We start from the raw sequence: 13,762 nt of genomic DNA on the forward strand, positions 1-13,762 counted from the left end.
GGTCGTCCTGTAGTGATGGAGAGCGCAACTTTGCAGCTCCCGGCCGAATTTACCCTATTAGGAGTTTTCCCATGTTGAGTTTGCATACCAACAACGCGTCGTTGTCCGCACAAAACTCGATTGCAAAAACGCAATCGCAATTGTCGACCTCGATGACCCGCCTGAGCACCGGCTACCGCATCAATTCGGCTATGGACGACGCCGCCGGCCTGCAGATCGCCACACGCCTGAAAGCCCAGACCAGCGGCATGACCGTTGCCATGAGCAACACGCAAAACAGCACCTCGATGCTGCAAACGGCCGAAGGCGCGTTTGGCGAAGTGACCAACATGCTGGTGCGCATGAAGGATCTGGCCACGCAAGCTGCCGATGCTTCGTCGAACACGGATGACCAGAAAGCCATGCAGGCAGAGTTCGACGCCCTGGGCCAAGAACTGTACAACATCATGAGCAACACCACGTTCGGCGGCAGCAAGCTGCTGGGCGACGGCGCCGGCACCGCCGGTTCGCCGACCCTGTCGACGACGATGACGTTCCAGATCGGCGCAAGCTCGACGGAAAAAATGTCGATCGACGTCTCGGGCGGCATGTCGACCCTGAACACGGCGCTGAAAGCCGTGTCGGCCAAGTTCTCGTCGGTTGCCACGACGACCGCCGGCGCCGAGATCTCCTCGGGCACCACCGCCAACGCCATGATCAAGACGCTGGCCGATGCCATCGACAACGTCGGCACCGTGCGCTCGGCACTGGGCGCCGCCGCCAACCGTCTGGACCACATCAACAGCAACCTGTCGAACATCTCGACCAACACCAAGGCTGCAACCGGCCGCATCATGGACGTCGATTTCGCCACCGAAAGCTCGAACATGACGTCGTCGCAAATGCTGCTGCAAGCCGGCACCGCAATGCTGAAACAAAGCAACAGCATGTCCTCGATGGTCATGTCCCTGCTGCAATAATCGACTGCGCTTCACGACCAGCCCCGGCAAGCGATTGCCGGGGCTTTTTTCATCCAGCAACATCCATATAAAAAATTTCCACATGGCATTTAATAAACGTCGCGGCATGGTCGTCTTGTACTAGGGAGAGCGCGATGGTTCGCGGCTCCCGACCGAACATACTTATTAGGAGTTTTTCCAATGCTGAGCCTGCATACCAACAATGCGTCGCTGTCCGCGCAAAATTCGATTGCTAAAACACAATCGCAACTGTCCACCTCGATGACCCGCCTGAGCACCGGCTACCGCATCAATTCGGCCATGGATGACGCAGCCGGTCTGCAGATCGCCACGCGCCTGAAAGCCCAGACCAGCGGCATGACCGTTGCCATGAGCAACACGCAGAACAGCACCTCGATGCTGCAAACGGCCGAAGGCGCGTTTGGCGAAGTGACCAACATGCTGATCCGCATGAAAGACCTGGCCACGCAAGCTGCCGATGCCTCGTCGAACACGGACGACAAAAAGGCCATGCAGGCTGAATTCGATGCCCTGGGTTCGGAACTGGCCAACGTCATGACCAACACCACCTTCGGCGGCAGCTTGCTGCTGGGCAATGGCACGGGCACCACCGGCACGCTGTCGTCGGCCATGACCTTCCAGATCGGCGCGAGCTCGACGGAAAAAATGTCGATCGACGTCACCGCCGGCATGACCGGCCTGGCAGCTGCCCTGAAAGCCGTTTCGGCCAGCTTCTCCACCGCCGGCGCCGCTGGTACGGAATTGACGGCAGCGGCCAACGCCGCCATCGGCAACCTGACCACCGCCATCGACAAGGTTGGCACCGTGCGCTCGGCTCTGGGCGCCGCCGCCAACCGCCTGGACCACATCAACAGCAACCTGTCGAACATCGCCACCAACACCAAAGCCGCTACCGGCCGCATCATGGACGTTGACTTCGCCACCGAAAGCTCGAACATGACGTCGTCGCAAATGCTGCTGCAAGCCGGCACCGCGATGCTGAAACAAAGCAACAGCATGTCCTCGATGGTCATGTCCCTGCTGCAATAATCGACTGCGCCTCACGACGAGCCCCGGCAAGCGATTGCCGGGGCTTTTTTCATGGCCATACGCGATTATGAAAAATTTCCATACAGCATTTAATAAGCTGGCAGATCTGGTCGTCTTGTACTATTGAGGGCAAGAAACGTTGCCCCTCGACGAATTCACCTTACAGGAGCAACACCATGCTGAGCCTTCACACCAATAACGCATCGCTGTCCGCACAGAACTCGATTGCCAAAACCCAATCGCAACTGTCGACCTCGATGACACGCCTGAGCACCGGCTACCGCATCAACTCGGCCATGGATGACGCAGCCGGCCTGCAGATCGCCACGCGCCTGAAAGCCCAGACCAGCGGCATGACCGTTGCCATGAGCAACACGCAAAACAGCACCTCGATGCTGCAAACGGCCGAAGGCGCGTTTGGCGAAGTCACCAACATGCTGGTGCGCATGAAGGATCTGGCCACGCAAGCTGCCGATGCTTCGTCGAACGCACAAGACAAGACCGCCATGCAGGCAGAGTACAACGCCCTGGGCCAGGAACTGTACAACGTCATGACCAACACCACCTTCGGCGGCAGCTTGCTGATGGGTAACGGCACGGGCACCACCGGCACGCTGTCGGCTGCCATGACCTTCCAGATCGGCGCGAGCTCGACGGAAAAAATGTCGATCGACGTCAAGCAAAACATGGTTGACCTGTCGGCATCGCTGCTGGCCGCGACGAAGAACTTCGCCGCAGCGGGATCGACCGGCGCGTCGGAACTGACCACCACCGCCAACACCACCATCGATTTGCTGGCTACGGCCATCAACGACGTCGGTGTCGTGCGTTCAGCACTGGGCGCCGCCGCCAACCGCCTCGACCACATCAACAGCAATCTGTCGAACATCGCCACCAACACCAAAGCCGCGACCGGCCGCATCATGGACGTTGACTTCGCTACCGAAAGCTCGAACATGACGTCGTCGCAAATGTTGCTGCAAGCCGGCACCGCGATGCTGAAACAAAGCAACAGCATGTCCTCGATGGTAATGTCCTTGCTGCAATAATTTTTATCCGCATTACTCGCTGGTACCGGCCAGCAAGAAAGCCAGACCGCGCGTCTGGCTTTTTTACGTCCATCGCATCCTATTAAATAATTTCCACGCAGCATTTAACATTTACTGGAACGCGGTCGCCTGTCTTGCTTGAGGACGAAAAATACCACCGTCCTGCAATGCATTCACCACAGGAGTTACCATATGCTGAGCCTTCACACCAACAACGCATCGCTGTCTGCACAGAACTCGATCGCCAAGACCCAATCGCAACTGTCGACCTCGATGACACGCTTGTCCACCGGCTACCGCATCAACTCGGCCATGGACGACGCCGCCGGCCTGCAGATCGCCACGCGTCTGAAAGCGCAGACCAGCGGCATGACCGTCGCCATGAGCAACACCCAAAACAGCACCTCGATGCTGCAAACAGCCGAAGGCGCGTTTGGCGAAGTGACCAACATGCTGGTACGCATGAAGGATCTGGCTACGCAAGCGGCCGATGCTTCGTCGAACGGTCAGGACAAGACCGCCATGCAAGCCGAATTTGACGCGCTGGGTCTGGAACTGTACAACGTCATGACCAACACCACCTATGGTGGTCAGACCCTGCTGGGCAACGGCACCGCCGGCAACGGCACGCTGTCGGATGCCATGACGTTCCAGATCGGCGCCAGCTCGACGGAAAAAATGAGCATCAACGTCTCGACTGACATGGGCGCTCTGAACACCAAGCTGGTGGCGCTGTCGGCCAACAACTTCAAGGCGACTTCCGCTGGCGTCGGCACCGAGCTGACCGCAGCCGGCACGGCCAACACCACCATCGACAAGCTGGCCGCGGCCATCGACAACGTCGGCATCGTGCGTTCGGCACTGGGCGCCGCCGCCAACCGCCTCGACCACATCAACAGCAACTTGTCGAACATCTCGACCAACACCAAAGCCGCTACCGGCCGCATCATGGACGTCGACTTCGCCACCGAAAGCTCGAACATGACGTCGTCGCAAATGCTGCTGCAAGCCGGCACCGCGATGCTGAAACAAAGCAACAGCATGTCCTCGATGGTCATGTCCTTGCTGCAATAATCTTTGCCTGGCCGTCCGCGGCCAGCAACGCCAAGCCAGACCGCGGTCTGGCTTTTTTTATGCGCAAAACGTATTTATTTGACTATATTGCCTTTCGATTTAACAATGCTGGCGCCGCAGTCGCCTATACAAGGTAGACCCGACTCACCCTCACCGCCCACCGGAGCCGCCACGTGCTGAGCATTCACACCAATATCGCCGCAATGTACGCCCAAAGCGCCGCCGCCAGTGCGCAAAGCCGGCTGTCGACGTCGATGATGCGCCTCTCCACCGGCTTTCGCATCAACTCGGCCATGGACGACGCTGCGGGCCTGCAGATCGCCACGCGGCTCAGCGCCCAGGTCAGCGGCATGACGGTGGCCATGCGCAATACGCAGAACAGCACCTCGATGCTGCAGACGGCCGAAGGCGCGTTTGGCGAAGTCACCGACATGCTGGTGCGCATGAAAGACCTGGCCACGCAGGCGGCCGACGCTTCGTCCAACCAGACCGACCGCGACGCCATGCAGTCCGAGTACGATGCGCTGGGGCTCGAGCTGTACAACATCCTGACCAACACTTCCTACGGCGGCAGCCTGCTGCTGGGCAACGGTGCTGCCGGCAAGGGTACGCTGTCGGAGGCGATGACCTTCCAGATCGGCGCCAGCAGCAGCGAAACCATGGGCTTCGACGTGTCGGGCAAGATGGGCAGCCTGGACACGATACTGAAAGCCATTTCCACCAACTTTGCCGCCACCGGCACGACCGGCAGCGAAATCGGCACGAATGCGAGCGCCAACAGCATGATCGACCAGCTGGCGGCGGCGCTCGACCAGGTCGGCGGCGTGCGCTCTGCCCTGGGCGCGGCGGCCAACCGCCTCGACCACGTGCACAACAACCTGGCCAACATGGTCAGCAACACCAAGGCCGCCATCGGCCGCATCATGGATGTCGATTACGCGGCGGAAAGCGCCAACATGGTGTCGGCGCAAATGCTGATGCAGGCCAGCACGGCGATGCTCAAGCAAAGCCAGAGCATGCAGAAAATGATACTGTCGCTGTTGCAGCCATGATGGCTGATACCGCCTGATTCACCGGCTTTTATGGACTTTCATCTGGACACAGTGGCATGGCGATAGACCGCATTTCATCGGGTAACCCGGTTCCCCTGATTACCCAGCGCTTCGACGTCAGCCCCGCTACGCCGATGGTGCCGGGCGTGGTCCAGCCGCTGGTGCCCATCGGTCCCTACATGGCGCCCGCCCCCGACGCCGGCACCCTGCCCGCCCAGCTGCAACAGAAGGGGCAGGACAGCCTGGCGTCCCTCATCAAGCCGAATGCCGACGGCACGGGCGGCGCCATGCCGCGCGACAGCAGCGCCATGCAGGTCAATCAACTGTTCTTCACGCGCCAGCTGGTCTGGCAACCGCCCGACGCGGCGCAGCTGGCCGCCTCGTGGCGCGTGATGGTCAAGACGTATGGCGAGCAATATGCGGCGCTGCAGGAGCAGGCGCGCGGCCAGCACGTGCCGGGCAATCTGTTCATGGCCGAGCAGCAACCGGCCCTGCTGCGCGAAGGCGCCCGTCCGCCGTTGACGGTCGACAGCGAAGCGTGGCGCTTTGCCGTGTATGGCTGGGGCGGCCAGCGCCTGCTGCTGCGCGTGCTGGCCAGCGACGAAGACGAAGAAGCAACACCGAGGCGGCGCGGCAAGGTGGCGCTGCGCGTCGAGCTGATCATCATCGACATCGGCCGGGTCGTGATCCAGATGGAGCCGTCCGGCGACGGCGTGCTGCTGGAACTGGCTGCCGACGAAGAACCGGCATTGCGCCATTTACGCCTGGCCCTGCCCGAGATCGCCGACGCCGTGCGGCGCACCGGCCTGCGCGTGGTGCGCTGCCGCCTGAACCGCCAACTGCATGCGCAGCGCGTGCACGGCAATTACCCGATGCAGGCGGGCGCCGCGTCGCTGTCGCTGGCCCTGTTCCGCGCCATGGCCGAAGTGGCCCTGCTGCTGACGCGGCCGGAAGCGGAAGCGGCAGCCGATCCCGAGGCGCCGGCAGAGGCGCCCGCCGCCGAGCCGGAGGAAGAAATCATCGTCTCGAAGGAAGTGGCGGCACCGCTCGGTTACGACTATGGCGACGAAGAAGACACGGCGCAAGCCAGCACCGTGCTGCTGCTGGCCGATGGCCAGGAACACGAGCTACTGCCACCCATCGACGAGCAGGATTGATGCAGCAGGATTGATACAATATAAAAACGGCGCCCGTAGCGCCGTTTTTGTTAATCCATCGATTACCCCACCGTGCCGATGATGCTCACTTCGCGGTTTTCCGGAATCTCGTTATACGACAGTACGTGCAGGCCAGGCGCGAACAGGCGCGCGTAGCGGGCCAGCAGCGGACGGATCTGCGGCAGCACCAGCAGCAGCGGCGGCGTGGCCTGCTGCTTCATCTGTTCGCGCGCCACCGGCATGTTCACTTGCAGCTGCGACAGCAGATGCGGATCGATCGGATAGTTATCGAGGGTCACCTTGCCGGACTGGCGCGCCTGGTTCAGCGAACCGAGCAGCATATTTTCCAGCTCGCCACCCAGGTTAAACGCCTGCATTTCCATCTTCTGGCCGAACAGGCCGCTGACGATCTGGCGCCGCAGCGCGCAGCGTACTTCGGCCGCCAGCAGGATCGGGTCCTTGGTGGTTTCCGAACTGTCGAGCAAGGTGGTGGCGATGGGCACGATATCCTTCAGCGACACATTTTCCGCCAGCAAGACGCGGAATACGCGCAGCAGCTGCGTGTGCGTCAGCGCCTTGTCCAGCGCGCCGGCCAGCTTGGGCGACAGGGCCGTCAGTCGCTCCATCATGTTAGAGACATCTTCGTGGCGGAACAGTTCCGGCAAGTATTCGCGCACCATCTTCGACAAGTGCGTGGCGATCACGCTGGGCGCCTCGATGACCTGGTAACCGAGACCCAGCGCATGCGCCTTCTCGCTCGGCTCAATCCACGTCACGGGCATGCCGTAGGCCGGCTCGATGCCGGGAATGCCGTCCAGCTGGCCATACACGTTCGGCGACGGGATCGCCATCAGGCGGTCGGCCTGCACTTCCGCCTGCGCCACGACGGTGCCCGACAGGACGATCGCGTATTGCGACGGCTTCAGGGCCAGGTCGTCGCGCACGCCGATATTCGGCAGCAGCAAGCCCATCGCCTCGGACAGGCTCTGGCGCACGCCCTTGACGCGCTTGTTCAGCGGTTCGCCTTGCGTTTTATCCACCATGCCAACCAGTTTATAGCCGAGCATCACCATCAGCGGCTGCACGGCAGGCAGTTGCTGCCACTCCAGTTCGGCCGGACGCTCGTCGCGCAAGGCCGCCTCGATGGCCGCCATGCCGGCCGCATCGGGTCCCTTCACGCGCTTGGTCAATCGCCAGGCGACAAACGCCAGCACGCCGGCGAAGGTCATGAACATAAACCATGGCATGCCTGGAATCAGGGCCAGCGCCACCATCATGCCGGCCGCGCTGTAGATCACCGTTGGCGAGGTCAGCACCTGGCCTGCCACCTGCTGTTCGAAGTCGCCCGAATCGCTGATGCGGGTGACCAGGATGGCGGCCGCGGCCGACAGCAGCAGCGCCGGAATCTGCGCCACCAGGCCATCACCGATGGTCAGCAGTGCGTATTGACGGAAGGCATCGCCGAACGACAGGTCGTGCATCAGCGAGCCGATGGCCACGCCGCCGACCATATTGATGATCAAAATCAGGATACTGGCGACGGCGTCGCCGCGCACGAACTTCGACGCGCCGTCCATGGCGCCATAGAAATCCGCTTCGGCGGCCACGTCCTTGCGGCGGATCTGGGCTTTTTCCTGATTGATCAGGCCGGCGTTCAGGTCGGCGTCAATGGCCATCTGCTTGCCCGGCAAGGCGTCGAGGGTAAAGCGCGCCGACACTTCCGAGATGCGCTCGGCGCCCTTGGTGACGACGGCGAAGTTGATGATCATCAAGATCACGAAGACCACGATACCGACGACGAAGTTGCCGCCGATCACCACGTTACCAAACGCCTCGATCACCTTACCGGCCGCATCCGCACCCGTATGGCCGTGCAGCAGCACCACGCGCGTCGACGCCACGTTCAGAGTCAGCCTGAGCATGGTGGTGGCCAGGATCACCGTCGGGAAGACGGAGAAATCGAGCGGCCGCTTGGCCGACACGCTGACCAGGATGACGATCAGTGCCAGCACGATATTGAAAGTGAACAAGATATCGAGCAGCACCGGCGGCAGCGGCAGGATGATCATTGCCAGGATCACCAGCAGGAACAGCGGCGTGGCGAACTTGTGGCGGCGCATTTCAGCAACCACGCGGTTCAGGAAATTCATGAAGGGACTACCTCGCTCAGATGAGATGGCACGGCCATCTCGGTGGGTAATACGGGCTGGGCGGCACGCTGCCCGGACCGGAATGCTTTCAATTGCAGGATGTAGTTAAGCACCTGCGACACGGCCTGGTACAGCTGCACGGGAATCTGCTGCTGCACCTGGCTGGTGTTGTAGATGGCGCGCGCCAGCGGCGGCAACTCCAGCGTTTCGATATTGTGTTCCTTCGCCACTTGCCGGATATACAGCGCCATCTCGTCGACGCCCTTGGCAACGACGAACGGCGCCTCGGCGCGGTCCTGGTCATACTTCAGTGCGACGGCGTAATGCTCGGGGTTGACGATCACCACGTCGGCGTCGGGCACGGTCTTGCGCACGCTGCGCCGGCCGATCTGCTGCTGCAACTGGCGGATGCGCTGGCGCACTTCGGGGCGGCCTTCGCTGCTTTTATGTTCTTCCTTGACATCCTGCTTGCTCATGCGCTGGTTGCGGGCAAAGAAAAACGCCTGCGCCGGCACGTCGATGATGGCAAACAGGACGAAGACGGAAATGAGCGCCATCAGGCCGTCGAGCATCAGCGCCGAGCCATCGAGCATGGCCTGCTGCAGGGGCCGGTGTTGCAAGTCCACGTATTGCACCAGGCTGGAGCGGCTCACGTGCACCAGCACCATGCCCAGCACGGCGGCCTTGGCGATCGACAAGCCGAATTCAAAAGCATGCTTGGGCGCAAACAGACGGCCCAGATTCTTGGCCGGGCTCAGGCGCTCCATCTTCGGCATCCAGTTCTTCGAGCTGATGACCCAGCCGCCGGGGATCAATGAGCCGAGCACGACGAACAGGGGCACGCAGAACAGCGGCACGATCATCTTGATCAGCAAGCCCACCGACGTCGTAAACGCCATCGACATGGCATTTTCCAGCGCGCCCTTGCTGTCGAGCGGCATGAAGGCCATGGCGAACAGCTCGCGAAAGCTCACCAGATAGCCCGGCAACAGGTAAATGAAGACCTTCATGCTGATCAGGATGCCCAGCGCCGTCGACAGGTCGCGCGAACGCACCACCTGCCCTTCCTGGCGCGACTTCTTCAGCTTTTGCTGTGACGCCTTTTCGGTTTTGTCGCCCGTGCTGCTATCCGCCATGGGCCACCCCTTTCCGCACGTGCCCTACAAGCGTAGCGAGCAAGTTCAATGCCGGGTTGAGTAGCGCAGCTGTACGGAGGTACAGCGAGCAACGGATGCCCGGAAGTGGACTGCGCAGTAGCTTGTTGGCACGTGCGCTATCCATGGGCCACCCGCATCTGTTCGGCGATCATATCGAGCACCCGGTTCGTCATGGCGATGTAGTGCTCCGGGATAAAGCGCACGATCTGCCCCAGCATCAGCAGGCCGAACACGGTGATCATGGAAAAGCCCAGCGAAAACAGGTTCAGCGACGGCGCCACGCGGTTCAGGAAGCCGAAACCCAGTTGCACCACCATGGTGGAAAAGACGATGGGCAAGGCCAGCAGCATGGCGGCGGCGAAAATCCACGCCACGTTGTACGCCACCGTCTGCAGCAACAGCGGCCCGTAGCCCTGCCCCACTGGCCAGGCCGTGAAGCTGGCGCCGATCACGCCCGTCAGCACGAGGTGGCCGTCGATGGCGAAAAACACGATCATGCACATGATGGTGAGCATCCCCGTGATCACGTCCGACGAGGTGCCGTTGAGCGGGTCGTTCATGACGGCCATGGAAAAGCCGACCTGGCTCGACACCAGGTAGCCGAGCACCGACATCACCGACATGGCGAAGTGGAAGGCCAGGCCCAGGACGAAGCCGATGATGGCTTGCTCAAGCGTGGCGACGAGGGCGTGCAGGGAAAACGGATCAATCTTCAGCAAGTCCTGCGACACGCCCGACGCCTGCATCACGGGCAGCATCAGGATTGCCAGCACCAGCGACAGCAGCACCCGCACGGGCACGGGCACCATGGCGTCGCCGATCACGGGCGAGGCGCTGAGCATGGCCAGGATGCGGCAGAACGGCCACCACACGGCCAGCAGAAACGGCAGCACCTGATTGAAAATCTGATCCATGGCGCGCGGCGCTATCCGACCAGGGTGGCGGCGCGCTGAAAGATGGACACGCAATAATCCATCAGATAACCGGCCATCCAGCGTCCGGCCAGGATCAGGGCCAGCAGGGTGACCAGCAGGCGCGGCAGGAAACTCATGGTCTGTTCATTAATCGAGGTGGCCGCCTGCACCAGCGCGACCAGCAGGCCCATGAGCAAACCGGGCACGACCAGGATCACCACCAGCAGCATGACGACATGCAATGCTTCGATGATCAGGTCGACGGCGACTTCAGGGGTAAACATCGGTCAATAGCCCTGTATGCTGGTAACTAGGGTGTTGACGGTCAGGGTCCAGCCGTCGACGAGCACGAACAGCAGCAGCTTGAACGGCAGCGAAATGACGAGCGGCGAGAGCATCATCATGCCCATGGCCATCAGCACGGACGCCACCACCAGATCGATGATGAGGAACGGTATGAACAGCATGCAGCCGATCTGGAACGCCGTCTTGAGTTCGGACAGCACGAACGCGGCCAGCTTGACCGTGAAACTGTGGTCTTGCGGGCGCATGCTTGCCGGTTCGCCTGCCAGGTGCGCGATCTGCGCCAGCGCCGCCTTGCTCGTCTGCGCCAGCATGAAGCGCGAAATGGGCACTTCGGCGATCTTCAGGGCTTCCTGCATGCCGATCTGGTCGCGGTCGTAAGGCACGAACGCTTCCTTCCACACCTGGTCGCCGATGGGGCGCATGACCAGCAAGGTGAGGATCAGGGCGATGCCGGTGACGATGCGGTTGGGCAAGCCCTGCTGCAGGCCCAGGGCCTGGCGCAGCAGGGACAGCACGATGACGAAGCGGGTAAAGCTGGTCATCATCATGACCATCACGGGCAGCAGCCCGAGCAGGGTCATGACGACGAGGATCTGCATCTTGACCGACAGGTCGGTCTTCGCGCCCGGCACCACGCCGGCCAATAAATCCTGCGCGCCAGCGGTGGCGCAGCACAGCATCAGGACGGGAACAGCCAGCGCGGCAGCCAGCGCGCCGCGGCGCCGGCTCAAACCGGGTACCGCCAGCTTCATGCTGTCATCAGGTCGAGATTGAGGCCGTCGAGGTCGATGACTTTCAGGCCATAGTTCTCGCCGGCCACCACCACTTCGGCGCGGCCGATCGGCGTGCCGTTGACCTTGATCACCAGCGGTTCGCCGGCCAGCATGTCGAGTTCGATCACGCTTTCCGGGCCGATGGCCATCAACTCTTCCAGCGAGATGCGGGCCGAGCCCACTTCCAGGGTCAGGGTGACGGGAATCTTGCGCATCATCTGCGGAATGTCGCGCCGCGCACGGCCGCTGGCCACGTCGGACACGTCGCCCTGCTCGATGATCATGTCATCGCCCAGGTCTTCCAGCAGGGTTTCGCTCTGGTTGGTATCGGTCATATTCATATTATTCGACATCTTCAAAGGAGGTTAAACAGAGCTTGCCCTTGTGTTCGGAAACAGCAGCTGTAAATAAACGGGAGTCGTCGAGCATGACGTCGGTACGGCTGAGGCTGACGGGAATCACGTCGCCCACGCGCAGGTCGAACAAGGCGCCCAGTTGCACCTGTTTGCTGACGAGCCGGCCTTCCAGGGTCACTTGCAGGCGCGACGCGAGCGGGCGTACGCTGCCGCGCAGGGCTTTCTTCGCTTGCGCGCGCTCGGGCAGCAAGCCGCGCAGCACGTCGGCCATCAGGCGCTTGTCCAGCGAGAACCAGAACTGGCCGCTCTGCCCCGCCTCGACGTCGCTGAGCGCCACGGTGACGATCCAGCTGCCGCGCACCGGATGCACGCCCGACTGCACGGCGACCTCGGCACTGGTGTCGATGTCGCTGCTTTTGCCCAGGGTTTGCAGATTCTTGTGGACGCGGGAAATCAAACTGTTGACCAACTGTTGTCCCAGCACCACAGCGAGGCGCTCTTCCGTGGCCGTCACGCGCACCTGCGCCGGATCGGGCAACGCGCCCTTGGCGCCGGCACTACCATAGCGATAGTTCAGCACGCTCAAGAGTATCTGCCGCTCGAGGGCAAAGCCCGTCTGGCTGGCCGGCGTGGAAAAACTCAGCCAGCGGTTCACGCTGTCCTCGTTTTCCACGCGCGACAAGGTGACGGCGTCGATCTGGAAATTACCCCAGTAGCGACGGCTCATCGGCTGGCGCAGGGCCACGGCCAGGTCGTCGCGCAGCTGGGCGCCGAATACATGCAGCAAATGGACAGGACGTCCAAGCAGACAGGAATCGAGGACTTGATGGCGCACAGTTTGATCTGTCTTGGTAAGGATTGTCATGTAGTGGTCATGTCGGTATTGCGGTGGCAGAACAAATTATACGGATCGCCCGAAATTAAATACAGCATCATCTTGACCCAGGGTACTGGTCCGCAAGCAAACGATTGCGCATCGTATCGCATGCTAGATGACTACGGTGCTGAACAATACATGAAAAAGCTAAATATTGCCATGTATCAATATTCCTTGAGGCAATCCTCTCTTTACTTTATAGTTGCCGCGAGGTAAGCTTATAGCGAGAAAATAGTGATTTGCAGTGCGCCATTCCGCTTACCTGATTCCGGTTTTTATGGCAGTTTTCAGTTTCCTTATTGCCACCAGAAGAAACTTTTATCAGATAATTATTAGTTGTCATGGCCATGTAAATCATATCGGCGCGGGTCTGCCGGGTTTGTTTGAATCTGCTTGAGCGGATGGTGTGGCAACTGATAAAACTGATGGGCCCTGTCATTCGGGCCGGGCGCGATGGCATTCAATGAAATGCCTGCCGGAATGGCAACACCAGTAATTTCTGATTGATACGTCACCGCATATTGAAAGTAGAGGGCACGATGAGCAACGAACTCGCAGGTCTGATCAAGGCCGATCTGGCAGCACTGAGCAACGACGCGCGCGCCCTGGGCGCCAGCATCGCGCCTGCCGCCCAATTCGGCGCCCCGGAACAATCGGGCTTCTCCTTTGCGCAAAGCATGAAAGACGCCATTGGCAAGGTCAACGGCGACGACCGCATGGCGGCGCAGAAAATGAGCGACGTCGACAGCGGCAAGAGCGACGACATGGTCGGCGCCATGCTGGCCAGCCAGGAAGCGAGCCTGTCCTTCTCCATGTTGATGCAAGTACGCAACAAGGTCATGGGCGCCGTCGACGAACTCATCAAACTGCCTCTGTAATCTTCACGTC

General features: G+C 61.1%; 14 protein-coding genes. 7 read left to right on the top strand and 7 right to left on the bottom strand.

Annotation, left to right across the window (positions count from 1 at the left end; all coding sequences use genetic code 11):
- Positions 1 to 71 precede the first annotated feature (71 nt).
- From ACPJXG_RS16375 to ACPJXG_RS16400, 6 genes are all read left to right on the top strand, one after another.
- Positions 72 to 959, top strand: a complete 888-nt coding sequence (locus tag ACPJXG_RS16375; RefSeq protein WP_035818044.1) for a flagellin — start codon at positions 72 to 74, stop codon at positions 957 to 959.
- A gap of 180 nt (positions 960 to 1,139) precedes the next feature.
- Positions 1,140 to 2,009: a flagellin gene (locus tag ACPJXG_RS16380; protein WP_035818042.1), complete on the top strand. Its 870-nt coding sequence runs from the start codon at positions 1,140 to 1,142 to the stop codon at positions 2,007 to 2,009.
- 176 nt (positions 2,010 to 2,185) lie between these two features.
- Positions 2,186 to 3,058, top strand: a complete 873-nt coding sequence (locus tag ACPJXG_RS16385; protein WP_035818039.1) for a flagellin — start codon at positions 2,186 to 2,188, stop codon at positions 3,056 to 3,058.
- Between the two features lie 192 nt (positions 3,059 to 3,250).
- Positions 3,251 to 4,132: a flagellin gene (locus tag ACPJXG_RS16390; protein ID WP_035818037.1), complete on the top strand. Its 882-nt coding sequence runs from the start codon at positions 3,251 to 3,253 to the stop codon at positions 4,130 to 4,132.
- Between the two features lie 173 nt (positions 4,133 to 4,305).
- The gene (locus ACPJXG_RS16395) at positions 4,306 to 5,184 is read left to right on the top strand and encodes a flagellin (RefSeq protein ID WP_425251708.1); all 879 of its coding nucleotides are present in this window, start codon (positions 4,306 to 4,308) and stop codon (positions 5,182 to 5,184) included.
- A gap of 56 nt (positions 5,185 to 5,240) precedes the next feature.
- Positions 5,241 to 6,341, top strand: a complete 1,101-nt coding sequence (locus ACPJXG_RS16400) for a hypothetical protein (protein WP_425251709.1) — start codon at positions 5,241 to 5,243, stop codon at positions 6,339 to 6,341.
- Between the two features lie 62 nt (positions 6,342 to 6,403).
- Here the strand turns inward: ACPJXG_RS16400 and ACPJXG_RS16405 are convergent, their stop codons facing one another.
- From ACPJXG_RS16405 to ACPJXG_RS16435, 7 genes are all read right to left on the bottom strand, one after another.
- Positions 6,404 to 8,491: a flagellar biosynthesis protein FlhA gene (locus tag ACPJXG_RS16405; protein WP_035818030.1), complete on the bottom strand. Its 2,088-nt coding sequence runs from the start codon at positions 8,489 to 8,491 to the stop codon at positions 6,404 to 6,406.
- Positions 8,488 to 9,627: an EscU/YscU/HrcU family type III secretion system export apparatus switch protein gene (locus ACPJXG_RS16410; protein WP_099402300.1), complete on the bottom strand. Its 1,140-nt coding sequence runs from the start codon at positions 9,625 to 9,627 to the stop codon at positions 8,488 to 8,490. The genes ACPJXG_RS16405 and ACPJXG_RS16410 overlap by 4 nt, the downstream gene beginning before the upstream one ends.
- A gap of 137 nt (positions 9,628 to 9,764) precedes the next feature.
- Entirely contained in the window at positions 9,765 to 10,562 is a 798-nt protein-coding gene (locus ACPJXG_RS16415; RefSeq protein ID WP_219310537.1) for a flagellar biosynthetic protein FliR, read from the bottom strand.
- Between the two features lie 11 nt (positions 10,563 to 10,573).
- Positions 10,574 to 10,846 carry a flagellar biosynthetic protein FliQ gene (locus tag ACPJXG_RS16420; protein WP_034757874.1) on the bottom strand — a complete coding sequence of 91 codons (273 nt, stop codon included), beginning with the start codon at positions 10,844 to 10,846 and terminating at the stop codon, positions 10,574 to 10,576.
- A gap of 3 nt (positions 10,847 to 10,849) precedes the next feature.
- The gene (fliP, locus tag ACPJXG_RS16425) at positions 10,850 to 11,620 is read right to left on the bottom strand and encodes a flagellar type III secretion system pore protein FliP (RefSeq protein WP_035818023.1); all 771 of its coding nucleotides are present in this window, start codon (positions 11,618 to 11,620) and stop codon (positions 10,850 to 10,852) included.
- Positions 11,617 to 11,982 (bottom strand): FliM/FliN family flagellar motor switch protein, encoded by a 366-nt coding sequence (locus tag ACPJXG_RS16430; protein WP_035818022.1) that lies wholly within the window; start codon positions 11,980 to 11,982, stop codon positions 11,617 to 11,619. The genes fliP and ACPJXG_RS16430 overlap by 4 nt, the downstream gene beginning before the upstream one ends.
- Position 11,983: 1 nt before the next feature.
- Complete coding sequence (locus tag ACPJXG_RS16435) at positions 11,984 to 12,784, bottom strand: FliM/FliN family flagellar motor switch protein (RefSeq protein ID WP_099402303.1); 801 nt, start codon at positions 12,782 to 12,784, stop codon at positions 11,984 to 11,986.
- 629 nt (positions 12,785 to 13,413) lie between these two features.
- Between ACPJXG_RS16435 and ACPJXG_RS16440 the strand changes: the two genes are divergently transcribed.
- A complete protein-coding gene (locus ACPJXG_RS16440; RefSeq protein WP_034787870.1) occupies positions 13,414 to 13,752 on the top strand; it encodes a flagellar hook-basal body complex protein FliE in 339 nt (112 codons plus the stop codon).
- Positions 13,753 to 13,762 lie beyond the last annotated feature (10 nt).

This window comes from Janthinobacterium sp. NFX145 (assembly GCF_049810325.1).
Taxonomy (GTDB): domain Bacteria; phylum Pseudomonadota; class Gammaproteobacteria; order Burkholderiales; family Burkholderiaceae_D; genus Janthinobacterium; species Janthinobacterium rivuli.

Coding starts and splice junctions, on each gene's coding strand:
- ACPJXG_RS16415 (WP_219310537.1), bottom strand. CDS start 10,562: ATGGATCAGATTTTCAATCAGGTGCTGCCGTTTCTGCTGGCCGTGTGG.
- ACPJXG_RS16380 (WP_035818042.1), top strand. CDS start 1,140: ATGCTGAGCCTGCATACCAACAATGCGTCGCTGTCCGCGCAAAATTCG.
- ACPJXG_RS16385 (WP_035818039.1), top strand. CDS start 2,186: ATGCTGAGCCTTCACACCAATAACGCATCGCTGTCCGCACAGAACTCG.
- ACPJXG_RS16420 (WP_034757874.1), bottom strand. CDS start 10,846: ATGTTTACCCCTGAAGTCGCCGTCGACCTGATCATCGAAGCATTGCAT.
- fliP (WP_035818023.1), bottom strand. CDS start 11,620: ATGAAGCTGGCGGTACCCGGTTTGAGCCGGCGCCGCGGCGCGCTGGCT.
- ACPJXG_RS16440 (WP_034787870.1), top strand. CDS start 13,414: ATGAGCAACGAACTCGCAGGTCTGATCAAGGCCGATCTGGCAGCACTG.
- ACPJXG_RS16400 (WP_425251709.1), top strand. CDS start 5,241: ATGGCGATAGACCGCATTTCATCGGGTAACCCGGTTCCCCTGATTACC.
- ACPJXG_RS16375 (WP_035818044.1), top strand. CDS start 72: ATGTTGAGTTTGCATACCAACAACGCGTCGTTGTCCGCACAAAACTCG.
- ACPJXG_RS16430 (WP_035818022.1), bottom strand. CDS start 11,982: ATGAATATGACCGATACCAACCAGAGCGAAACCCTGCTGGAAGACCTG.
- ACPJXG_RS16405 (WP_035818030.1), bottom strand. CDS start 8,491: ATGAATTTCCTGAACCGCGTGGTTGCTGAAATGCGCCGCCACAAGTTC.
- ACPJXG_RS16410 (WP_099402300.1), bottom strand. CDS start 9,627: ATGGCGGATAGCAGCACGGGCGACAAAACCGAAAAGGCGTCACAGCAA.
- ACPJXG_RS16390 (WP_035818037.1), top strand. CDS start 3,251: ATGCTGAGCCTTCACACCAACAACGCATCGCTGTCTGCACAGAACTCG.